Below are 23,245 nucleotides of genomic sequence, written 5' to 3'. Positions count from 1 at the left end.
AAAGGCCTAGTTATTGCTACTAGGCCTTTTTGCATTTCAGGCAGCCACCACTAGTTTCAATTGTTGTATTACTTTATCTGCAAATTCTTGTGAACTAGCCGGGATCACATAACTATCGGTGTCAGTTAAAATCAATATTTGTGCTGGGGTTGTTAGCATTTTCCATTGGTATTGTGCGGCTTGATACTCAAAGCTTTTGATTTTGTTGTAAGGCAACCACCATAATGTCGCATTAAGCTGCTTCAGCGCAAATTCATTATCTTCAAATTTAACCGAAATTTCGGGCATTTCATTGCGTAGCTGATTGGTAAAAAACGTTAAAATCCCACACAATATCATAGGAAACAACCAAGATTGTTCTGTGTTGAACAGCCATCTGTTTATCATTACTGCTATTAATATAAACAAAATCGATACGGCAATTTTTTTGCTTTTACTATACTTTCTTGGGTTGTATTTAGCTTGTATTGGCGCGCTAATTTCTACGTCCATGTTTATATCCTTATTGATTGGTTAATTTCATTGGTACTTTAATGTAACTAGTCCCATTTTGTTCCGCGGGAGGCATTTTACCTGCACGAATATTAATTTGAATGCTAGGGTAAATCAATTTTGGCATACCAAGTGTCGCATCTCGGCTTTCGCGTTTTGTTACAAATTCAGCCAAAGTGGTTGCTGAATTAATATGAATATTGTGTTGTTTATGCTCAGCTATGTTTGCAACATATCGTAATTCACGGCCATTGGGTTGATAGTCGTGACAAACCCATACTTTAGTTTCATCGGGTAATTGATAAAATTTCTGTACTGTATCGAACAATCTGGCTGCGCTGCCGCCCGGAAAATCACAGCGTGCTGTACCAGCGTCGGGCATAAACAAGGTATCACCGACAAATAAGTTACCATCTATCAAGTAGCTAATGCTGTCGTTGGTGTGACCTGGAGACGCAATCACTTTAATCGGATAATTGCCTAGCTGTATGTGCTCATCCGCAGTTAATAACAGATCAAAATCTAATCCTTCAATATCTTGGTAGTCAGCCAAATTTAAAATGTTTTTAAAGGTTGATTGCACTTTGGTGATGCCACTACCAATGGCAATTTTGCCACCTAATTGAGCTTGTAAATATTGTGCTGAAGTTAAGTGCTCGGCATGTGCATGTGTTTCTAAAATCCATTCGACTTGCAGTTGTTCTGTTTGCACAAACTGAATAATGCTTTGGCTAAACTCTGTAGACACAGTGCCAGATGCATAATCAAAGTCATAAGCGGGATCAATAATCGCTGCTTGTTTGCTGTGTACGCAGTAAATAACATAGCACAAAGTTGACGACGGCTGATGGAAGAATGGCTTAACGACAATTGACATAATTTAACTGGCCTTAAAATTAATTTGTTTTAAAAACGGCTTGCACTTTAGCAAAGAAAAAACTAGCATACAACATAAATGTTATATGTAATAACTAAATGTAATAAGTGGGTGTTTTACTATGCAAATCGCGGCCTTAGCGGGTTCTAGTATAGGTTTAAGTTTAGGCATTTTTGGCTCTGGTGGTGCTGTAATTGCTGTGCCTGTACTGATTTATTTGGCTGGCATGTCCGCAAAAGATGCGGTAGTAAATTCACTTTTTATCGTAGCTTGGATTAGTTTGTTTACCCTGATAGTCAGCAAAAGCTGGCGCAATGTGAATTGGCACATCGCACTTTTGCTTGCAAGCTCTGGGTTTGTTGGTTCATTCGCAGGCGTTTATTTGGCAGAGTTAAGCCAAGCTTGGTTACAGTTATTGGTATTTGCCGTTTTGTTGTTAGTTGCTAGTGTTTTTATGTGGCGCTCTCCAAAGAATACGGTTAATCATCAAGCTGCAAGTAACCTGTTGGTTTTTCCTATAGGTTTATTTGTTGGTGGATTAACAGGCTTTTCAGGCGTGGGAGGTGGTTTTCTACTTGTGCCGACTTTAGTCTTGCTTGCCAAATTAGACTTTTTTCAAGCGCGTGCAACCAGCTTAGCGTTAATAGCTTTTAACGCCAGTGTGGGATTTATCCAGTACCAAACCTTGAGTAGTCAAAGTTATCAATTGGACTGGGTGATTATTGGCGTGTTAGCTGGGTTAGGTGGGCTTGGTGCTGTCTGGGGACAAAAATGGTCGGCCAAATGGCCACAAGATAAATTGCGCAAAAGCTTCGCGGTATTTTTACTGTTATTGGGCAGCTTTATTTTAATCAATGGACTTTAATATCAAGAGTCGAGGGCAATATGTCACAACTAAAAACTGCGCAAGCTTATTTAGCGCAGGTGTTACCGCAAATTAATGAGATTTCAGCAGAACAATTGGCTGAAAAAATGGCTATTGCTAATAACAATAATCAGTCTTTAGTGATTATCGATGTACGCGAAGCCGCTGAATACCAACAAGGCGCAATGCAAGGTGCTAAACATATATCGCGTGGTACATTAGAGATGAATATTCATAGTTATTTGGCTGAAATAGGTAAGCTGTCGGCTGAGCAAGAAATTGTTTTGTATTGCCGCTCAGGTGGGCGTTCTGCTTTGGCTGCGTTGAGTTTGCAAAATATGGGGTTTACTAACGTTTATTCTTTAGCAGGCGGTTTTGCTCGTCATATTTGAATTAAAAGAGGTTTAGTTAGGTGGAAAATTTTACGCCGGTGTCGGCATTAATTGGTGGTGGGTTAATTGGTTTTGCGGCCTTGCTGTTGTTGTTATTGTTAGGCCGTATCGCTGGTATCTCCGGCATTGTTAGCCAATTATTTAGCAAACAGGACGATTGGATTAGCCAAAATATTTGGCGAGTTTTATTTGTGATTGGTTTAGTTTTAGGGCCAATTGTCGCAGTGAACTTGTTTGATGTATTAGCGCCACAAGCACCAACTGGCAATAGCGTTACTTTGATAATAGCAGGCTTATTAGTGGGTTTTGGTGCTGTGTATGGCAGTGGTTGCACAAGTGGCCATGGGGTTTGTGGTATTAGCCGTTTATCCAAGCGCTCTATTGTTGCTACCTGTGTATTTATGGCAACGGCTATGCTCACTGTTTGGTTAACTCGCTAAGGAAAAAATAATGAATTCTTCAACAATTAAAAGCGGTGTAGTGGGTTTAGCGACAGGCCTATTGTTTGGAATTGGTTTAACCATTGCACAAATGACCAATCCGAAAAAAGTATTAGATTTTTTAGATATCACGGGTAGCTGGGATGCAAGCTTAGCGCTTGTAATGGGGGGCGCTTTATTGGTTAGCGGCTTAGGCTACTTTGTTAAAAACAAGATGAGCCAACCCGTTTGTGCCGATGCTTTTACTGTACCAAACAATCAAGTTTTAGATAAACCGCTGATTATTGGTAGTGCAACTTTTGGCATAGGTTGGGGACTAGCTGGTTTATGCCCAGGCCCTGCAATTGCATCTTTAAGTTATGCAAGTGCTGATTTAGTGGTGTTTGTTGTTGCTATGCTGCTAGGTATGCTGGTGGCTAAGGTACTAAAAAAGGCTTAAAACAAAAAAGGGCGGTGATCCCGCCCTAGATTGACTAATTTTAAACTAGCGCCAATATTATTGACGAACTAATTCAAATATTTGGTTGTTAGCGCCAGCGCTACAAGACCATTGAATTAAGTTAGCACCATCTGTTGCTGAGTTACCCGAAACGTCTAAGCATAATTCACTATTGCGGTTAACAATACGCCATTTACCGCTACCAGCACTTTGGAAACGGAACTGTTGGTTCGCACCACCCCAGTAATCCCACAACATGATATTTGCGCCATTGCTGGTTGATAGTGAGTCGACATCTAAACCTTTAGATGGCGCGTTTACAGGTGAAATTCGATGCCAAATGCCATCAACTGTGCTGATTACGAATTTTTGACAATCGTTGTTTAACCAAGACCATTGTTGCATATTGGCTGCATTAGCATTGCTACAACCTGCTACGTCTAACGCCATACCACTGTGTAATGGGGTAATGCGATATGTACCATTTACTGTACCGTTGGTTTGTGATGAACCACCACTACTGCTACCGCCACTGCTTGCTGGAGCACCATAATAAACTTCAAATTCAGCAATTTGTGGTGTAGAGCTAGATGAATGAATAACAAAACTTAACTTACTAACAGTTACATCATTAAAGCTAATAACCTCAGGTAATGCGTTACCATTAGCTAAAGTTGTACCTGTGTCGTAATTAACTAAAGACCAAGAAGTCACACGACCTTCAGTTCCAGCCACTTCGACAATTTTTACTGCATTAACTGTCGCATCAATATTTTTTACATTGATAGTGCCAGTTGAAGATGATGGTGACCAATAGCTGCTGTAATCACCATCAATTACATTGCCATAACTTGTACCACTTGCTTTTGAGCTACCGTCTGCACCTGCACCCAAGGCTAGGTTATCACCAGAAGGTGTTGGAGTCGGCGTCGGCGTTGGTGTCGGAGTTGGTGTAGGCGTCGGTGATGGAGTAGAAGTACCACAGCTACCATCTGAAACAGCTAAACCTTTGTTCGCACCAGCAGTGGCTGCAACTATGCTAGGTACACAACTCGCGTTATCTAGTGTGTACGAGTAAGGGATGCTAATTGAAGTTGTAGATGTTGGGTTTGGACCTGCTGGATGCATTTTGTCACCGTCGTTGCTCCAATCAATGTTATCCCAAACATTGCCATTTACTTGCCAATAACCCATGTCGTTGGTGTAAAAAGTCCCCAATGGATCTTTTGAATCTTCAAAATAATTGTGCTCAGCTTTCATTTCACCACCAATACGAGGGTTCATACCAGACGAACCTAAGTTTTGGTAATGGTTGTTATAAGCATGCGCAGTTGCATGACGCAATAATGGCGTACGTGATTCAATGTTTTGATATAAGTTATGGTGGAAAGTAACAGGGCCATTTTGGTCGTCACTATCACTTGAACCAACTAAGCCACCACGGCCTGAGTTACGTAAAATACTGTAAGACAAAGTAACGTATTTGGTATTTGCTTTCATATCAAATAAAGCATCATAACCTTCGCTTTCACCACCGCTGGCTTCTAAGGTTACGTGGTCAACCCAGACGTTTGATACATTGCTTTCCATGCCAATAGCGTCACCACCATTAGATAGAGGTGAGCCTGATTTTTTAACATTACGCACGTGGACGTTTTGGATAATAATGTTTGAAGCAGAACGAATATGAATACCTAATTGATCGAACAAAGCGCCGCTGCCAACACCAATAATAGATATATTACTAACTTCTTTAATTTCAATTACATCTTCGGCAGTGTTACAGCTATCACCTGATACTTTAGAGGTATTGCCGTGATTAATTGTGCCTTCTACACGAATAATAATTGGTGTATCGCTTGATGCACGGTTACACAAAGCTTCGTGAATTTGTGTACCTGTTGAAGCGTAAACAACTTGACCACCTTGACCACCCGTTGTTCCACCATTTTGTGCCGCATAACCGCCGATAGCTGCTGTTGCAGCCATAGGGATTGAACATAATGCGAGAGTTACACCAGATGCGATTTTACGTTTAACAGTATTAAACATATGAGTTTCCTATTTAATTGATAGTTCGCGCCCTTTTGTGGGCATTTGTGCTGAAATTAACTAGATGGGTACCAGCCATCCAATTTATTCGGGTATTGCTAGGAAGTGGGTAATCGCGTTTGTGTGTCGCCTACCAAGCCCTAACACCTAAATAGATGTGTGATGTTAATTTCAGCTGTCTGTTGTGTTGAGTGTTGATACTTTAAGATAACGTTTTCTGCTACCGGTGGCATCAACAAGTAAAATAATAATACTAAAAGTTAAAAATGCAAATAAAAGATCAAAAAATAATCATTTGTGTTTCATTTATATTTAAAAAATATTTCAAGATATTAAGGTGGGTTGAAACACTAGGGGTCAAGATAATTAGAAAAGGCTCCACAAGCTGGAGCCTTGTTATTAGTATGCACTAGCTGAGCGCTAGTGCATTGCCAAATTTATGTTTATTGACAGCTTGCAGGTGCAGCTGCTACTAGCGCACTGACACCTTCTGAGTATGCTGATACCCAAGGCGCTTTTGCACCTTTACCAGCAGATGCCATTACATAGTTACGTAATTGTGCGTCAGCGGCCATGCGGTTAGCGTTAATAGTATCTTGCGAAATACCATTGTAGTCAGCAAACATATTTGGCGCAGAACCGTCTTGCATGTCTAATGATGCTGAAGCACCAGACGTGGTACAAGATGAACCTGATTCAAATACATAACTATTGCTAACTTCTAAGTTACCGTCACGTACTGCTCCGTCAAACAAGTTAAGTGCCCAATCTGCTAAGTCATCGCCTTTAGCGTTATCAAGTGGGTTCATAAACAAGTTGTCTTCAACCAAGGCACTACCACCAACACGAATGCTCATAATGTCTTTTCTGTAACCATAAAATACATTGTTGAACATATGTGTTTGACCACGACGTAATAAAGGTACACGGCGTAGTGTGTTGTACGAGCTAGATGCAAAGTTATCATCAGTCGTTACAAACAAGTTATTGTGAATCGTTGTGGTAATTTGTGAGTTAATAGCACGGCTATCACTTGAACCATGTAATGCAGCGCGTTTAACGTTCACTAATTTGTTGAATGATACTGTGATGTTATACGCACCTACTTTTACGTCGAATGCTGAGTCACCTGTGGTATCAAAAGTGTTTTGATGGATCCAGATATCGTGTGATTCACCAGTTGAGCGGATCATATCTGGGTCTAAGTTATGGTCTTCAGTATGACCAACACCAACAAATTTGTTATTAGTGATAATCACGTTTTCAGACATATGAGTAGATGCACCACTGCTGTCTGCACCAATTTTAAAGCCATTGAAAGTAAAGGTAGCTTTAGCGCCACGACCATCAATAGTGGTATTGCTATCAATCAAGTAGTTGCGAATTGGTAAGCTGCTATCATTTAACTCATCATTGAAGAAAGTTAATAAACAGTCTGAGCTTGAAACACCTTTAGCTGAACACCAAGCGTATGGGTCGCGACAAGTTTCTTCATCAACACCTAAAGCTGATTGTAAAGCTGGGTCTGCACAGTATGGGCGATACATCATTAACGCAGTTTCGTTAGCGAAGTCGTTTTTATCAAATACAATCCAGTTATGCTCAGCTGATGAGATAGCTGCTAAGATTTGATCTTCAGGTCTGTCGTTAGTGATAACCACTAATTTGCTAGCACCGGCTGGGTCGAAACCACCTGTTGCGTTTTCACCATAACCAACTGGTTTACCTAATGAAGCCGATAAACACTCAACAATTTCTTGGTCGGTTTGTAGTGAAGATTCACGCCAGTTAATGTTGTCGTTGTTAATTAACTCTGCACAGTTTGCGTCAGGGTATACAACTTCAGTACCGCCGCCAGAAGTTGGAGGGGTAGTTGGATCTGTCGGCTCTTCAGGATCAGTTGGCTCTTCTGGCTCTGTTGGTTGTTCAACTGAACCACCATTGTTACCAAGGCTGATGTAGTAAAGGTTCATAGTGTCAATTTTTGAAATTGAGTGACTACCTGCTGATAATTGTACAGACAGCACACCATTTGATACTGAATAGCTAGAACCATCAATACTGATACTGCCACTTTCACCTTCATTAAAGACTAATACTAACTCACCGTCTGCCACTGAAGTGAATGTGATAGAAGTACTAGATTCAATTTTTAACGCTTGGGTTAAAGTTAAACCTTGGTAGTTAACTGTGCCTTTTGAAGATGACAAGTTACCAGAGATATTAAAGAAATCGCTAGAGGTACCAGACTCTGTAATATTTAGCACTTCACTGTCAGCTTCTGGTGCTGGTTCTGGATCAGGTGTTGGCTCAGGATCTGGAGTTGGTTCTGGATCCGGCGTTGGCTCAGGATCTGGAGTCGGCTCAGGCTCAGGTGCTGGAGCGCCATCACCAATTTGGCCATTACAATCACCAGCTGACTGATCTGCACCCGTTACCATTAATGCATCAATATTCGCTAAACCAGCAGCATCATTGGCATGTAAACGGATAAAGTTAAGGCCAGCACTTAAAGTAACAGTTGTTTCACCTGCAGATGCATAGTTAGTCCACGCACCGGTTGACTCCATTGCAAAGCTACCAACTAAGTTGTCGTTAACGATAATAGCGGCAGGACGCGCATTTGCACCATTGGCATAAATTGCATCTAAAGTGAAGCTACCTGCTGCAGGCGCATGCACTGCGTATAGGATACCCGCGCCAGCTACATTGTCGGTATTTGCATAACCAACACCTGTATAACCTGAGTGATCACTTTCTACTGCACCTTCAACGTAACAGAAACCATTAGCATTTTCTTCAATAGTAATACCAACTGCTGGTGTAATAGGTTCTTCCGGCTCAGTTGGCTCTTCTGGTTCTGTCGGTTGCTCAGGCTCGGTTGGTTGTTCTGGCTCTGTTGGCGCTTCACTATAATCGTCGAAGCTAATATAGAACAAGTTCATAGTATCAATTTTGGAAATTGAATGACTACCTGCAGACAATTCAACTGCCAAGACACCATTGCTTACAGTATAACTTGCACCATCAATGCTGATATCACCACTTTCACCGTCATTAAAGACGAGTACTAACTCACCGTCAGAGGTAGATGTAAAGTTGATAGATGTGCTTGATTCAATTTTAAGTGCTTGAGTTAAAGTTAAACCGTTATAAACCACAGTGCCTTTTGAAGATGACAAGTTACCTGTGATATCAAAAAAGTCGCTGGTTGTGCCAGACTCTGTAATGTTTAACACTTCATCACCAGTTGGAGTCGGCGTTGGAGTTGGTGTTGGAGTCGGCGTAGGTGTTGGCGTCGGAGTAGGAGTAGGAGTTGGTGTTGGTGACGGAGTAACTGTACAGCTGCCGTCCGATACTGCTAAACCAGTGTTTGCACCAGCTGTTGCTAATACAATGCTAGGTACACAATTCGCACTATCTAAATCATAATCGTAAGGAATAGAGATACTAGTGGTTGAAGTTGGGTTTGGTCCTGCAGGGTGAATTTTATCTTCTTCTGCTGACCATGTAATATTGTCCCAAATATTACCGCTCACTTCCCAATAACCCATATCATTGGTATAGAAAGTACCAAGTGGATCTTTTGAATCAGCAAAGTAGTTATTCTCTGCTTTCATCTCACCACCAATACGTGGATTCATACCAGACGACTGCAAACCTGTGTAGTAGTTATTATATGCATGAGCAGTTGCGTGGCGTAATAATGGCGTGCGCGAAGTGATGTTTTCGTACACATTGTGGTGGAAAGTAACTGGACCATTTTGATCGTCGCTGTCGCTTGAACCAACTAAACCACCGCGGCCAGAGTTACGTAAAATACTATAAGACAAAGTAACGTATTTAGTGTTTGCTTTCATATCAAACAAAGCATCGTAACCGTCACTTTCGCCACCGCTTGCTTCTAATGTTACATGGTCAACCCATACATTAGAAACGTTACTTTCCATACCAATTGCGTCACCGCCATTTGAAGTAGGAGAACCAGATTTTTTAACGTTACGTACATGCACGTTCTGGATGATAATGTTAGAAGCCGCACGAATATGTATACCTAATTCATCAAATAACGCACCACTACCAACACCTATTAGTGATACATTGCTGATTTCTTTCAGTTCGATAACGCCATCTGCTGTGTTACAGCTGTCGCCAGAAACTTTAAAGGTATTGCTGTGGTTAATTGTACCTTCAACATGAATGATGATAGGCGTGTCGCTTGAAGGGCGGTTACACAGAGCTGCGTGAATTTCTGTACCTGTGGTTGCATAAACTACGCTACCACCTTGACCCCCAGTTGTTCCACCGTTTTCCTCGGCGAAACCACCAATAGCTGCATAACTTTGGCTAGCAGCGGTTGCTGATAGTGCAAAGGCAACTGCTTTACTCAATTGCCTAATAGTATTATTTTTCATATAATCCACCTTGTGATTGATAGTTCATCATCGCCTGGCGGGTGGTCCACAGGTACCAGCTGTGTTCCTTAGTACCTGCCAGTATCAAACCTCAATTCCGTATAACCATCCAAAATTGAATGTTATTTTCAGTTTGATGTGCGAGTCGTGTGTAGTTCCGCCGCGGTTGTTATCTTCAAAGCCAAGCGACTGATTTAACGGTTTTTATCGCTCAAATGGCTTTTTTAACAATTGTGCTACCGGTAGCAAAACAAATTTATAATAATCAGCTTATTTTTATTTGTAAACCAAATGTTTCAATAATGTTTTAAGCTTAAAGCTTTAAGATGGGATAGAGACTGGCTGAAAAAATTTTTAGTTATTTTTAATGAATTTAGTTCAGAAATTTGACTGGCAGCCAATTGTGGATGCGAGGGTTAGCTTGTTTCAGCAATAAACTATAACAAAATCAAGGCTGATTGTTGTTCAATAGCTATTGCTGTAGGTAAATGTCTAAATATTTGGCATGTTAAACTCGACAAGCATTATTGCTTTTGTCTAACTTTTGGCTTTTTGCTTGTTGTGAGAAAAACTCATTGTAAATTTTAATCGCCAAAATAGTTGCCGATAATAACAAGGTGATCATGTTTGCAACTATCATTGCTTTATCTTGTTGCGCTAAACCATAAACAAGCCAGCCAGCTACACCCAAAGTAAAAATGCTATACATAGCTAATGAAAGTGAGGTTGTATCACGAGTTTTGATCACTTGGATCGCTTGTGGAAGAAACGAAAAAGTGGTTAAAAACGCAGATGCAAAACCTAAAATTTCTACATTTGTCATAATGTTTCCTCTGTTTTAAAAGTTGTTTAAGCCAATAAATATAAAGGTTTATTGGGTTCGTGTGCCTCAAATGATTCGCAATTATGTCTATAGTGGATAAACACAGTTTGCGTAGGCTTGAGGCCTGCGTATTTCTGTTGCTTCGATGGGGAAAATTATCGCGCAGCTATTGTATTTTTGTTATGCAATAATCTATCTTGTTTTTATCCAAAACTATCATTGTGGAAAAATGAGGCAGTTAAATGATTGGCTGTGATATTGAAGAAATATTAGAAATTAGCCCTGAATGTGATGAAAGGTTTATCGATCAACAAGCCGTGCCTGAGTTAGCTGAACTCAACATTGGAGTATCGGGTGTATCCACTTTGCAAGACTATTACAAAGTTGGGCGTAAATCGCCTATGCATCACGCTTTATTATTTAGCGTAGCAGGAGAGATAGAAGTAACAACAAAACAGGGTGTATGCAAAGTTGGTCATGGCCAATTAATTTATTTCCCCGCCGGTAAACCTTTTTTAATGCAGCTTAAAACGACACAATGGCGCAAAGTATGGTTTGAACTAGATGATATTCCAAAGTGGCGCAAACGTTTGGCTGAGCAGCCTCTAGTTGTAGATTGTCGGCAAACCCATCAGCTTTATCATTTACTTAGTTTGTTGTATTACGAAAAATCAGCAGAACTCAGGCAACCTCTGATTAAACAACTCAATGGTTATATAAAACAGTCGTTAAACGTTAAACAGCATATCAATGCAGAAGAGCAACGGCTTAATCAAGTGATAGATCAAATGGAAGCTAAATTGCATTTTCCGTGGACGGTAGATGATATGGCGAAGCTCGCCAATTATTCAGCGCCGCATTTACATAGATTGTTTCAACAACAGTTTGCAAGATCGCCTTTGCAACAATTGATTGAAATGCGCATGCAAAGAGCCAAATATTTATTGGCAAATACTAACTGGAGTATTGAACAAATTGCCGAGCAAGTGGGTTATGCCGATGTGTTTAATTTTGCCAAACGCTTCAAAAAATCTGTGGGTTTAGCGCCGGGCCAGTATCGAAAATGTAAAAAAACAGAGTGACCTGATAGCGGTCAGAGTCACTCATAAATGGGAGGACACTCCTCATTTTGTCATTTTGCGCAAACATTTGAGGATTGTTATTGTTAGTCGGGCTTTTCACCCAAGTGTTCAGGCGCGCTCCCCGTTTTAGCCCATGTGTGTGGCACGCCTGAATTCGGTTTGTGAAGGTTAATAAAGGTGTTTATAAACCTTCACAGCTTGCCCACTTAAAGGCAAAAGTATTGTAGCCACTGCCAACGATAAATTGGCGATCTACACCCCACATCAATGCACATTCACTTGGCACAGATTCTCTATCGGCCCAGTCGCTGCCACTTAAGAAGTAATATGCGCCTTCAGTACCTTCAGCAAGATTAGTGGTAAATGAATAGATGTTGTTGCCTTCATCCATCATAGAAACGATTTGCCAATCGTTACCATTACCAAGTTGACCAGTGATATAAGCTGGAGTTGCTGGTGCACCATTCATATCTACGCGGAAAGTTACGTTGCCAATATCTGAATGGTCGGTTGGATCTTTAATTTCATCACAACTCGCCCATTGATAGGCAAATACATTTTCGCCGGTTGTCACTGTGTATTGGCGGTCGTTACCCCACATCAAAGCACATTCGCTTGGTACAGTTTCACGGCTTGCCCAATCATTCGCCGACAAGAAGAAATAACCGCCAGTTTCACCTGCAGCTATACTGGTGGTGTAACTATAAATGCCGTTGCCTTCGTCTGTCATTGCCAATATCTGCCAGCTCGAATCACCTGAGAAGCTGCCGGTAATATAAGGTGTACCTGATGTGCCGCTGTTATTCATGTCTACTTTAAAAGTAACAGTTTGACCACCGTGGCCGGTATCAGGCAATGAACCATCACCATAAGTTTGTTGTAAAAATTCAACACCGCCGTTCGGAATTAAATTGTTATTAAAGTCGAAGAAAGTTGCATTATCCCAGTGTGAACCTGTACCCCATTGAGTTTGACAACCTGTGCTCACCCAAGCTGGCTCCCAATAAAGTGTGCCATAACCACCGCGGTTATAAACTTCATTGGCTAAATCGACTAAAAAGTCACGTTGGTTGGCGATAGAGGGCGCACCATAACCTGGTGGTAAGATGGTCATCATATTTGGTGCAGTATCTTTGTTGTCGCTGGTCCAAGGTGAACCAACTTCAACAATCATTACTTCTTTGCCGTAATTGCTTTTTAAGTTTGCAACAATGTCACCAATTTGGCTAACTGTGCCAGCATGCCATTCAGGGTAAAAAGACAAGCCGATAATATCGTAGTCTTGAATACCACCATCACGCACACCGCTGTACCACCACTCACCATTGTTCGGATCGGCAATATGTAAAATGGTTTTTGGTTTTATGCTCGACTGCTGCGCTGCATCGTTTACTGCTTGTAAACCTGCATTTAATAACTGAGCTTGGCGATTAAAATCAACTGGGTAAAGGTCGGCACCTTCGTCACTTAAAATGTTACCGTTGGTTTCGTTACCTACTTGCACTAATTCTGGCATTAAGCCCATATTGTTTAAGTCGGTTAGGGTTTGATAAGTATAGTTGTATAGTTCAGCCGCCAGTGCGTCAGTGTCATTGATTAAATGATGCCATGCTGCTGGAATAACTTGTTCACCTGGATCAGTCCAGTTATCTGAGTAGTGAAAATCCAACATAACGCGCATACCAGCTGCTTTTGCGCGTTGAATAGTTGCTACTACATCTTGATAACCAGAATAGCTGCTCGGTAATGCTGAACGTGCAGTTGGATCGTGCCACACGCGCACTCGAACCACGTTTGCCCCTTGGTCTGCAAAAATTTCGAATGGGTCTTTTGCTTGACCATTTTCATAATATGTTGCGCCGCAGTCTTCCATTTCATTGACGTAAGATAAATCAACACCCTTGTAATAAGCATTGGCACTGCCTGCTGCAACCAAACTAGCTGCAACAATTGATTGAGTTATTTGCTTAAAGGTTAGTTTCATTATTCACCCCGATTTGTTGTGTGTGTTTTGTTAATGCTTGGTTAATATTTTATCCTGTGGGAAATGCTTTTCAATGGGGTGGGTAAAATTACCTGATTTAAGGCAAGGTAATTGCATGTTTCATAGTGGCATTTTTTTCATATTGCTAACAAGGGTAACAAGCTGTTTACCCTAAAGCTGTCGTTATCAGCCGATAATTTAAACATTTAACTGGTTAATTAGTGCACTACAACTGGATAGATATTACAGGTAGGCATTGTTTAAGGTTAAGGGTAAACAGGGTGGTTTTGGGTATTTTTATATTTATCAGTCGCTTACGCTGTTTGTTGATGGTTTTGGGTAAATAATTACCCTTTGTTGGGTAAAATAATGAAAGTTTTAATTGAATTTTGTTCGTTTAATGGGTATAAATATTAACCAGTTGCACATTGTTTGTAATTTTAATGTTAAAAAATGCAAATTAAGCAACCTTATAAACTTTAATTGTTAGCAACATATTACAAGTAACTGCTCGAAGGAGAGCGATGTAACATGAACACACGAATCAAACACAGCGCAATTGCATTGGCAATTACCCAAGCTCTATTAATCAGCAATAATGTTCAAGCGGAAGAAGCACAAAACTCAGCAGCGGAAGAAGAAATAGAAACAATACAAATCCGTGGTTTTGGTGCCAGCTTAGGCAAAGCATTACGCGAAAAGCGTTTTGCTAGTTCAACAGTAGAGATTATTTCTTCTGATGATATTGGTGTTTTACCTGATGTATCCATTACAGACTCGCTTGTTCGTTTACCGGGTATTGCTGCATCACGTGACCGTGGTAACGCCAGCCGTATTTCTATTCGTGGTTTAGGCCCTCGCTTAAATGTAGCGACTATGAATGGTCGTGAGATTGTATCTGCGGAGCCTAGTCGTGATGTTCGTTACGAGCAGTTTCCTGCTGAATTGATCGATGCTGTTGAAGTATTTAAAAGCCCGTTAGCAAGTAACAATGAAGGTGGTATTTCTGGTTTAGTAAACCTTAAATTTGTTAGCCCGCTAGATAAAGATGGTCGCAAAATTAATTTTGGCGCGACGGCTATGTATAACGACTTAGCATCCGATTTACCTGATACTGACGGTAAAGGTTCAAAGCTTAATTTTAGTATTGTAGACCAATTATCTGATTCTTTTGGTTATGCACTAGGTTTAACCTATCAAGATCAACCTTCACTAGAACGAGGTGTTAAATCTTGGGATTATAATAATGCAGGTGACAGAGGTGATATTAACGGTAATGGAATACCAGAGCATGCACCTTGGGGTGTAGTGGCAAAATCTAAGCGTGGTAGCAATGAGCGTACTGGCGCTTTATTGATTCTAGATTTTCAGCCATCAGATGCTTTGAGAATTAAACATGATGTTTTCTACTCTCAATTTGATATCAAAGAAAGAGATGACCAATTTGGCGCTGGTACTTTAGGTAACTATCGAGGTGATGACTCTTGGTTATATCAAGGGTCAAGCGTTGAACCTGTTTTTATTGAAAAAGCGGATGGTTCTGAGCAATTAGTTACTGGTAGCATGGCTTCAGGCATTGAATCGGCTATCCCAACTTGGTTCCAAACAAATGAGATGCTTGCTACAGGTACGAACATTAAATATGTTGGGGATGAATGGACCATTAGTGCTGATATCGGCTACTCAAAAGCGAGTATCGAATCTGCTTGGGTTAGAATTACCCCAATATATGATGGCGAAAGCTATGACCTCGGTTTTAACACAAAAGACACTAACGCAGCGCAAATTATAGAGACTGTCGGTGATGTTGCTAATCCAGAAAATTGGGCTTTACATGCGGTGCAAGGTACTGGTGAATGGGCTACAGATGATGGTGTCAATTGGTATGAAATAGTTGGTGACGTATACGCAACGATGGAAGGCGCGGAAGACCGTATCCTAACTGACGAAATGGTTAATATTAACCTAGACTTTTCTCGCGATTTAGATATAGGCGTGTTAACTAAATTAAGTTTTGGCGGTAAATACACAGACAGAACTAAAGAAAATGATGAGGTTAATACTTGGGTTCGTACTGCATCGGGCGATATGGACGATATTGGCATGGAATACTCTATTGGTGGGGACTATGTAACTGCTGGTATTTATACCTTTAAGGATTGGGATTATGTCGCAAAAGAAGCCTTTGGTGGTTCAACCAATCCTGATAGCACTCGCAGCGATAAAAACTTAACTGCTTCTTGGGTGTTAGATGAAAAAGTTACCGCAGCTTACGTTCAATTTGATATGTCGGGTGACCTAGGTGATATACCTTTTACCGGTAATTTTGGTGTTCGCTACGCTAAAACAGAAGTTTTATCGAGTGGTCATGAAGTTCAAGGTGGTTGGTTTGAAGATCCTGACGGAAATTGGTATGAAGTACCAGAAAGCATTGAGGCTGTTGCAATTCCACATGAGTATGACGAAGTACTTCCATCTGTGAATTTATTATTCAACATTACTGAAGATTCACAAATTCGTTTTGGCGCAGCCCGTACAATGGCTCGACCACCTTTACTTGAAATGAGAACTGGCTTTAGTGTTGATCCTATCGGGCAACCACCAACAGCAAGTGGCGGTAACCCAAGACTAAACCCTTATATCGCTGATCAAGTCGATTTAGGTTACGAATATTATTGGGGTGAAAAATCAGCAGCAACTGTTGCGGTATTCTACAAAGATCTAAAATCTCACGTTGGTTTAACTGACGGAGAGATTGAGTTTGACGGCAACACCTACCAATTTACTGGTACTTTAAACGGCAACGGTGGAGAGATCTCTGGTTTAGAGTTGATGTTCCAGCATTCATTTGATGATCTACCTGAGCCGTTTAATGGTCTAGGTATTTTCAGTAACTACTCTTACATTGATAGTAAGGTGTATGAATTTAAACCTGTAGAAAATCCATACACATTAGGTGGTATGTCTAAACATAATGGTAACGTAACGCTTTGGTACGACCAATATGGCTTTGACGCACGTGTGTCAGTTAACTATCGCAGCGAATACACTGGTATTAACAGTTGGAAACCTACTGAAGTTAACTTGAATGAAGCAGAAACCACTGTTGATGCAACTATTGGTTATCAAGTTAATGATAATTTGAAAGTGACTTTACAAGGTCAAAACCTAACCAATGAAGCTTCTGTCAGTTACTGGGATAATGACAAAGAAAAACCAGCTCAAAATGTTGAGTGGGGTCGTCGTTTCTTAGTTGGTTTCACTTACTCAATGTAATCACCCTTTAGATTGCCCGTTTTTCGGGCAATCGACTATTCTTTACTAGCACATTAATTTTTTGAGGTTTTTTTCATGCGTAAGCTTTTAGTTCCGTGTGCGGTAATGCTTGCTTTAGCTGGCTGTACACAATCTTCAACTCAATCCGACGCGGTTGCAGAGCAAATCGTCACAGATAACATCATTGGCGAAATTTCTTTAAATCAAGCTTGGTCTTTCCAACGAACTCAAGGCAAATCAAAAATCGCTGCGCCAGAGTCAGCTGACTGGCAGCAAGTTAATTTACCGCATACGCCTAAATTAGAACCTTTAGTGGTTAATGACCAATGGCAAGGTATCGCTTTTTATAAAAAGACTTTAGATTTATCTAACATCAAAGCCGGTAAATCAGTTTATTTGCGTTTTGAAGGGGCAATGAAAGTTGCCGATGTTTGGTTAAATGATGAATATTTGGGTCAGCATGTTGGTGGTTATTTGCCATTTACTTTTGATTTAACCAAATATGCAGGCAAAAAGAATTTAAACTTATTGGTACGCCTTGATAACCAAGATAACTGGTTAACTGGCCCTAAACCTTTGCATTTATTAGATTTTAATACGTACGGTGGTTTATACCGCGACGTTAAGTTAATTGTGAAAAACGCGCTGCATATTTCTGACGAAATGCAGGTGAATGAAGTAGCGTCAGGCGGATTGTTTATTACCACACCTGTTGTGAGTGAAGCGCGCGCTGAAGTGCAAGTTAAAACTCACGTAATTAATGCAAACAAAAATCCAGCGGCGTTTAGCGTGAAACAAACCTTGTGGTTTGATGGCCAACTGGTTGCATCTAAAGTTGACCAAGTTGACTTAGCTGCCGAGCAAGCGCAACAATTTAGCCAAAGTATTGCGGTGACAGAGCCTAAATTATGGCATCCACATCATCCGCATTTGTATAAGTTAGTCACTGAAGTTGTACAAAACGACCAAGTGGTTGACAGTCAAACTAACCAAATTGGTATTCGCGAATTTAAGTTTGATGATAAACATCAGCTATTAATTAACGGCGAACCTTTCTTCTTACGCGGTGTCAATCGTCACCAAGAATATCCACATGTTGGTTATGCAACTTCACCAGAAGCTGATTATCGCGATGCGTATTTAATTAAATCAGCAGGTTTTGATTATGTGCGTTTGTCACATTACCCGCATTCAAAAGCCTTTATGCAAGCGGCAGATGAATTAGGTTTAGTTTTGATTGATGCGATTTTAGGTTGGCAGTACTACTCGCCATTCCCTGAATTCAAAGAGCAGATTTATCAAACATGTACCGACTTATTGCGTCGAGATCGCAACCACCCAAGTGTTTTAGCATGGGAGTGTTCGTTAAATGAATCGTGGATGCCGCCTGATTTTATCAAAGGCTTAGATGATATTGTTGATGCTGAATACCCAGGTGCTTTGTCAGCTGGTTGGCAGAAAGAGTACGATATTTACCTACAAGCACGTCAACATAGAATGCAGCATTATGACGAGCCAAAACAGCCATACAATGTTTCTGAGTATGGCGACTGGGAATACTATGCACAAAACGCTGGTTTAAACCAAGATGCATGGGGCGACTTAAAAGCTGAAGAACGTACTAGCCGTCAGTTAATTACTGCAGGTGAAAAACGTTTGTTGCAACAAGCGACCAATATTCAAGAAGCGCATAACGATAACTTATCAACTCCAGCGCACGCTGACGGTTTTTGGGTAATGTTTGATTATAACCGTGGTTATGCAGACGACCTTGAGTCTTCAGGTATTTCAAGCATTTATCGTATGCCTAAATACAGCTACTACTTCTACCAAAGTCAGCGTTCACCTGAGGTGAAGTCTGATGCGTATGAGTCTGGCCCTATGGTGCATATCGCCAGCGATTGGAATGAATTTTCAGATCCGAACGTGCGTGTATTTACTAATGCTGAGCGTGTTGATATTCACTTAAACGGCAAGTTGGTTAAAAGCCAGAAGCCGAAAAAAGAAGCTTTATCGAGCAATTTAAAACATCCACCTATGCACTTTAATTTGAAGAAATTTGTTGCGGGTGAGTTAGTCGCTAAAGCTTATATCGGCAATGAGTTAGTTGCAGAGCATAAGGTGGCAACACCGGGTAAAGCGGCTGCAATTGAAATGTCTGTTGCTGAATTAGGCAAGCCGGTAGCTGCGAATGATGTGATTTTTGTTCGTGCTCAGTTGGTGGATGCTAATGGTAATCCGACTTATGACAATGGTGTAACTGTTAATTTTGTTGTGCCAGATGGTTTAGTTGTGACTAATCCGCACAGCATTTTAACTGAGAAAGGTGTTGCGACTGCTGTTGTTAAAGTGGGTGAGCAATTCGCTGGTAAGGTGATTTCAGCTTCGACTGAATCTGGTTTTAAAGCTCAGGTTAGTTTGTAAGTTATTGGAATTGAGAGGGCTTAGCTCGCTGCATGTTTTGTGCAAGCAAGCCCGCTCGAAGCATAAATTTCTAAAAACGCGGTAAACCCATCCATGGGCGCTCCGCTTTATCATCCCTGATAAAGAGGTTTTAGAAATTTAGCATTCGAGCAGACTTTTGATTGGCAATGGTAGCGCTACTCGAGTTTGGCAAAGTGCATTATTTGAGTTGAGCAGAATGTTGGCGAGAGCTTTCGGATTGTTGTGCACTTGGTGCAAGCAAGCCCGCTCGAAGCATAAATTTCTAAAAACGCGGTAAACCCATCCATGGGCGCTCCGCTTTATCATCCATGATAAAGAGGTTTTAGAAATTTAGCATTCGAGCAGACTTTTGATTAGCAATGGCAGCGCTACTCGAGTTTGGCAAAGTGCATTATTTGAGTTGAGCAGAATGTTGGCGCGTGTGTTGCGAGGTGGAATTCGAAGTTTTTTTTCGAATCAGCAGGCAATGCAAAAGCTAAAAAGGTGAATGGGAGCGTTTTGAGTCAAACTTCAAAAGATAGGGATATCTTTTGCGAGCGGTCCAAGGACGGATTTAAAGCGTTTTGACGAAAAATGTCCCATTCGCCTTATGGATTTATTAAACGGAATTCGCAGCCGATTTAACACGGTAGCTGCAAAAACACACACAAAATTAGGTTTATAAAAATAACAATAAAGGGAGCCATTATGAGCTCCCTTTTTGATCAAAACGGGCAAAAAGATGAAATTAAACAAACTAAGCATCCTAGCCGTACTGATTGGCAGTGCTGCTATATACAACAACGCAAATGCGGCTGATGCATTTGTTAAAGGTGGTGTAGTTTACGAACAAGCCGGTCAAGAAATGACACGCTTTGGGGTCAACTACAACACCCCATTTGCATTTGGTTACCGTGCGATAAAAGCAAAAGGACTTGATCACAAAAAAGCAATTGATATGGATGTAGACCATATCGCAAGGCTAGGGCTTGATGCCTACCGAGTACATATCTGGGATAGAGAAATTTCAGACCAAGACGGTAATTTAGTTGATAACGTTCACTTAGAACTATTTGACTACTTAATGATGCGTCTTGCCGAAAAAGGCATTAAATCAATTATCACACCAGTTGCGTGGTGGGGGAATGGTTACCCAGAGCCAGATCAACCAACCGACGGTTTTGCCAGTCAATATGACAAATCTGGCATGAATAGCAATCCAGAAGCTGTAGTCAAAACCCAAAAGTATCTAAGTCAGTTTTATAACCACACAAATAGATATACAGGCAAAAAAATAGCGACGGATGAAAACATCATCGCTTTTGAGTTATTTAACGAACCCAAACATTTAGATGCAGTGGCAATCACAGCATACGTAAATGCGCTGATTAAAACATCACGTGAAGCGGGTGTGAATAAGCCATTGTTTTATAACACAGCTGAGCAAGGTGATTGGCAGGAGTTTGCGCAAAACTTGTGTAAGTCGGACATTGATGGTGTTGCTTACCAATGGTATCCAACAGGCTTAATTAAAGGTACGCGTGTTAATACCAATGTATTGTTTAATGTTGATGAATATCACGACCCATTTGCTGGTATTGAAGAATGCCAAAACAAAGCAAAAATGATTTATGAGTTTGATGCGGCAGATGTTACCCGCAACGTTATGTATCCAGCTATGGCGCGCAGTTTCCGTGAGCGAGGTTTTCAGTGGGCGACACAATTTGCTTACGATCCAGGTGTTTTGGCTGATTCAAATGCGGAATACAACACTCACTATATGAACTTGATGTATACGCCGAAAAAAGCCATGGGTTTAATGGCGGCGGGTTATATATTCCGTTCGTTACCGCGCGGCTACCAAGCTAAAGAGTATCCACTAAACAATAACTTTGAAGACTTTAGCATAAACTATCAATCTAACCTGACAGTGGCTAATTTAACTGAGCAGTTTGTTTACAGTAACAATACAGATACTAAACCAAAAGCGGCGAAAAAACTTAAATTGGTTGCCGGTGTTGGTGACTCGCCTGTGGTTAAATATTCAGGTAATGGTGCGTATTTCTTAGAAAAAATTGAAGATGGCACTTGGTTACTAGAAGTCTATCCTGACGTTGTTAAGTTAGACGACCCGCACAGACCTGGTAGTTTAAAACGCAAAGTAACCCAATTGGTTGTCGCTAAACACAAAATGCAAATTGATTTACCTAACTTAAAATCAACAGTGTATTTAACGCCAATTACCCAAGCGGATGCTGCAGGTAAAGTACATCGAGCAAGCCAAACGAGCACTAAAGTAAAAGCGGATGAATTAATGGTTCAGCCGGGTATTTATTTAGTGAGCAATAAAAAAGTATCGGACAAACAAATTGCCGCAGTAGATGCGAATTATTACTTACCACAAGGTGTGGTTGCCAGTACAACTGAGCTGTGGCATCAGCCAACTCGCCAGTTTAATGTTGGTGATAATATTCAATTCAGCGCTGAGTTAAGTAGCCCTGAAAAAGTGTTAAGTGCAGATTTGTATATTCGTTACAAAGAATATCGCAACTTTGAACACTACCCAATGGAGTTATACGGTGCAACCGCTACGGCTAAATTACCATCAAGCTGGACTAAACCTGGTTTGGTCGAATACGCAATTGCGGTGACTACAGAAAAAGGTACTTTAACTTTCCCGGGTAAGTCAGTTGGTCATCCAAACGAGTGGGATTTTGTTGCTCAGCAAGATTATTGGCAGTCTAAATTGTTGCCACAACACAGCATGATCGAGTTGTTTAACGCCAATACTGATTTTGCTGCAAAAATTTATCCAAAAGAAGGTCGTGCTAAGTGGGATCAAGCTCTATCAGATACTGGCCAAACAATTGCTTTGCAGTTGGGAATGGATAATTTATCTAAAGAAGATGGCAACTGGTTGGTGCGTTTAGCTTTGCCGGAAAACAATATGTTAGCGGGCAAAAAGCTGAATAAACATCAGCATGTGTTAGTGAAAATTCGCGCGCACAATAAACAAGAGCATGTTCGCTTTGGTTTGTTAAATAAAGACAGCTTAGCCTATGGCACAACTATGACTGTGGGTGATCAGTGGCAGTATAAGTTAATTCCACTGGCGAGTTTGCAGCCTGTAACCACTATGTTGACTAAGTCGTACCCTATGTTTATGCCGGCAGAGCGTGAGCATGTATTGCCAAATTCTGAGTGGCAGCAGGATGATATTAATGCAATGCAGGGCATTCAAATTGCGTTTGATGTGGGTAAATATTCAAGCGCTGAGTTGAATAAGTGGCACGGCATTGAAATTGAGTTTATTGCCTTATATGCGAAGTAGTGCAATCAGGTCGCTGCGAGTTGGGTGCAATTAAGCCCACTCGAGGCATAATTTTCTAAAAACGCTGTGAATCCATCCGTGGACGCTCTGCTTTATCATCCATGATAAAGAAGTTTTAGAAAATCAGCACTCGAGTATGCTTTTATCTGGCTGCCGTGTTGCTGCGTAAAATTTGCATAGTGCGCTATTTAGCTTTGTGCATTGTTTAGGCGGGCGGCGAGTTGGGTGCAATTAAGCCCACTCGAGGCATAATTTTCTAAAAACGCTGTGAATCCATCCGTGGACGCTCTGCTTTATCATCCCTGATAAAGAAGTTTTAGAAAATCAGCACTCGAGTATGCTTTTGTTTGGCA

Annotated in this window: 14 protein-coding genes; 8 read left to right on the top strand and 6 right to left on the bottom strand. The window is 40.9% G+C overall.

Annotation, left to right across the window (positions count from 1 at the left end):
* Nucleotides 1–36: 36 nt before the first annotated feature.
* A complete protein-coding gene (locus tag ACMZOO_RS07915) occupies nt 37–492 on the bottom strand; it encodes a hypothetical protein (RefSeq protein WP_440906145.1) in 456 nt (151 codons plus the stop codon).
* A gap of 10 nt (nt 493–502) precedes the next feature.
* A complete protein-coding gene (locus ACMZOO_RS07910) occupies nt 503–1,369 on the bottom strand; it encodes an MBL fold metallo-hydrolase (RefSeq protein ID WP_440906144.1) in 867 nt (288 codons plus the stop codon).
* 121 nt (nt 1,370–1,490) lie between these two features.
* Between ACMZOO_RS07910 and ACMZOO_RS07905 the strand changes: the two genes are divergently transcribed.
* From ACMZOO_RS07905 to ACMZOO_RS07890, 4 genes are read left to right on the top strand one after another with little or no spacing between them, the layout of a single operon-like run.
* Nucleotides 1,491–2,234, top strand: coding sequence for a sulfite exporter TauE/SafE family protein (locus ACMZOO_RS07905; RefSeq protein ID WP_440906143.1), 744 nt, complete (start codon nt 1,491–1,493; stop codon nt 2,232–2,234).
* Between the two features lie 20 nt (nt 2,235–2,254).
* Nucleotides 2,255–2,626: a rhodanese-like domain-containing protein gene (locus ACMZOO_RS07900; protein ID WP_440906142.1), complete on the top strand. Its 372-nt coding sequence runs from the start codon at nt 2,255–2,257 to the stop codon at nt 2,624–2,626.
* A gap of 20 nt (nt 2,627–2,646) precedes the next feature.
* On the top strand, nt 2,647–3,066 hold the full coding sequence (locus ACMZOO_RS07895) for a YeeE/YedE family protein (protein ID WP_440906141.1): 420 nt from the start codon (nt 2,647–2,649) through the stop codon (nt 3,064–3,066).
* Between the two features lie 10 nt (nt 3,067–3,076).
* Nucleotides 3,077–3,505 carry a DUF6691 family protein gene (locus tag ACMZOO_RS07890; protein WP_440906140.1) on the top strand — a complete coding sequence of 143 codons (429 nt, stop codon included), beginning with the start codon at nt 3,077–3,079 and terminating at the stop codon, nt 3,503–3,505.
* Between the two features lie 57 nt (nt 3,506–3,562).
* Here ACMZOO_RS07890 and ACMZOO_RS07885 read toward each other — a convergent pair whose 3' ends face one another.
* The 3 genes from ACMZOO_RS07885 to ACMZOO_RS07875 form a co-directional block, all read right to left on the bottom strand.
* Nucleotides 3,563–5,557 carry a pectate lyase family protein gene (locus ACMZOO_RS07885; protein ID WP_440906139.1) on the bottom strand — a complete coding sequence of 665 codons (1,995 nt, stop codon included), beginning with the start codon at nt 5,555–5,557 and terminating at the stop codon, nt 3,563–3,565.
* 443 nt (nt 5,558–6,000) lie between these two features.
* Nucleotides 6,001–9,972, bottom strand: coding sequence for a pectate lyase family protein (locus tag ACMZOO_RS07880; protein WP_440906138.1), 3,972 nt, complete (start codon nt 9,970–9,972; stop codon nt 6,001–6,003).
* Between the two features lie 508 nt (nt 9,973–10,480).
* Complete coding sequence (locus ACMZOO_RS07875) at nt 10,481–10,795, bottom strand: SemiSWEET transporter (RefSeq protein WP_440906137.1); 315 nt, start codon at nt 10,793–10,795, stop codon at nt 10,481–10,483.
* A 242-nt stretch (nt 10,796–11,037) separates the two neighbouring features.
* Here ACMZOO_RS07875 and ACMZOO_RS07870 point away from each other — a divergent pair, with 242 nt between their 5' ends.
* Nucleotides 11,038–11,877 (top strand): helix-turn-helix transcriptional regulator, encoded by an 840-nt coding sequence (locus ACMZOO_RS07870; RefSeq protein ID WP_440906136.1) that lies wholly within the window; start codon nt 11,038–11,040, stop codon nt 11,875–11,877.
* Nucleotides 11,878–12,058: 181 nt separating this feature from the next.
* Here the strand turns inward: ACMZOO_RS07870 and ACMZOO_RS07865 are convergent, their stop codons facing one another.
* Complete coding sequence (locus tag ACMZOO_RS07865) at nt 12,059–13,861, bottom strand: glycoside hydrolase family 53 protein (RefSeq protein ID WP_440906135.1); 1,803 nt, start codon at nt 13,859–13,861, stop codon at nt 12,059–12,061.
* A 531-nt stretch (nt 13,862–14,392) separates the two neighbouring features.
* On the opposite strand from ACMZOO_RS07865, the gene ACMZOO_RS07860 reads away from it, so the two are divergent.
* The 3 genes from ACMZOO_RS07860 to ACMZOO_RS07850 all read left to right on the top strand — a co-directional run bounded on the left by ACMZOO_RS07860 (nt 14,393) and on the right by ACMZOO_RS07850 (nt 22,892).
* Nucleotides 14,393–17,137 carry a TonB-dependent receptor gene (locus ACMZOO_RS07860; protein WP_440906134.1) on the top strand — a complete coding sequence of 915 codons (2,745 nt, stop codon included), beginning with the start codon at nt 14,393–14,395 and terminating at the stop codon, nt 17,135–17,137.
* Between the two features lie 75 nt (nt 17,138–17,212).
* Nucleotides 17,213–19,561, top strand: a complete 2,349-nt coding sequence (locus ACMZOO_RS07855) for a glycoside hydrolase family 2 TIM barrel-domain containing protein (protein WP_440906133.1) — start codon at nt 17,213–17,215, stop codon at nt 19,559–19,561.
* A 742-nt stretch (nt 19,562–20,303) separates the two neighbouring features.
* Nucleotides 20,304–22,892 carry a hypothetical protein gene (locus ACMZOO_RS07850; protein WP_440906132.1) on the top strand — a complete coding sequence of 863 codons (2,589 nt, stop codon included), beginning with the start codon at nt 20,304–20,306 and terminating at the stop codon, nt 22,890–22,892.
* Nucleotides 22,893–23,245: the final 353 nt, after the last annotated feature.

The sequence above is a fragment of the Catenovulum sp. SX2 genome, from assembly GCF_052056295.1.
Taxonomy (GTDB): domain Bacteria; phylum Pseudomonadota; class Gammaproteobacteria; order Enterobacterales; family Alteromonadaceae; genus Catenovulum.
This window is presented reverse-complemented; position numbering and strand designations above follow the sequence as displayed.

Coding starts and splice junctions, on each gene's coding strand:
- ACMZOO_RS07915 (WP_440906145.1), bottom strand. CDS start 492: ATGGACGTAGAAATTAGCGCGCCAATACAAGCTAAATACAACCCAAGA.
- ACMZOO_RS07860 (WP_440906134.1), top strand. CDS start 14,393: ATGAACACACGAATCAAACACAGCGCAATTGCATTGGCAATTACCCAA.
- ACMZOO_RS07875 (WP_440906137.1), bottom strand. CDS start 10,795: ATGACAAATGTAGAAATTTTAGGTTTTGCATCTGCGTTTTTAACCACT.
- ACMZOO_RS07885 (WP_440906139.1), bottom strand. CDS start 5,557: ATGTTTAATACTGTTAAACGTAAAATCGCATCTGGTGTAACTCTCGCA.
- ACMZOO_RS07850 (WP_440906132.1), top strand. CDS start 20,304: ATGAAATTAAACAAACTAAGCATCCTAGCCGTACTGATTGGCAGTGCT.
- ACMZOO_RS07905 (WP_440906143.1), top strand. CDS start 1,491: ATGCAAATCGCGGCCTTAGCGGGTTCTAGTATAGGTTTAAGTTTAGGC.
- ACMZOO_RS07900 (WP_440906142.1), top strand. CDS start 2,255: ATGTCACAACTAAAAACTGCGCAAGCTTATTTAGCGCAGGTGTTACCG.
- ACMZOO_RS07910 (WP_440906144.1), bottom strand. CDS start 1,369: ATGTCAATTGTCGTTAAGCCATTCTTCCATCAGCCGTCGTCAACTTTG.
- ACMZOO_RS07870 (WP_440906136.1), top strand. CDS start 11,038: ATGATTGGCTGTGATATTGAAGAAATATTAGAAATTAGCCCTGAATGT.
- ACMZOO_RS07855 (WP_440906133.1), top strand. CDS start 17,213: ATGCGTAAGCTTTTAGTTCCGTGTGCGGTAATGCTTGCTTTAGCTGGC.
- ACMZOO_RS07890 (WP_440906140.1), top strand. CDS start 3,077: ATGAATTCTTCAACAATTAAAAGCGGTGTAGTGGGTTTAGCGACAGGC.
- ACMZOO_RS07880 (WP_440906138.1), bottom strand. CDS start 9,972: ATGAAAAATAATACTATTAGGCAATTGAGTAAAGCAGTTGCCTTTGCA.
- ACMZOO_RS07865 (WP_440906135.1), bottom strand. CDS start 13,861: ATGAAACTAACCTTTAAGCAAATAACTCAATCAATTGTTGCAGCTAGT.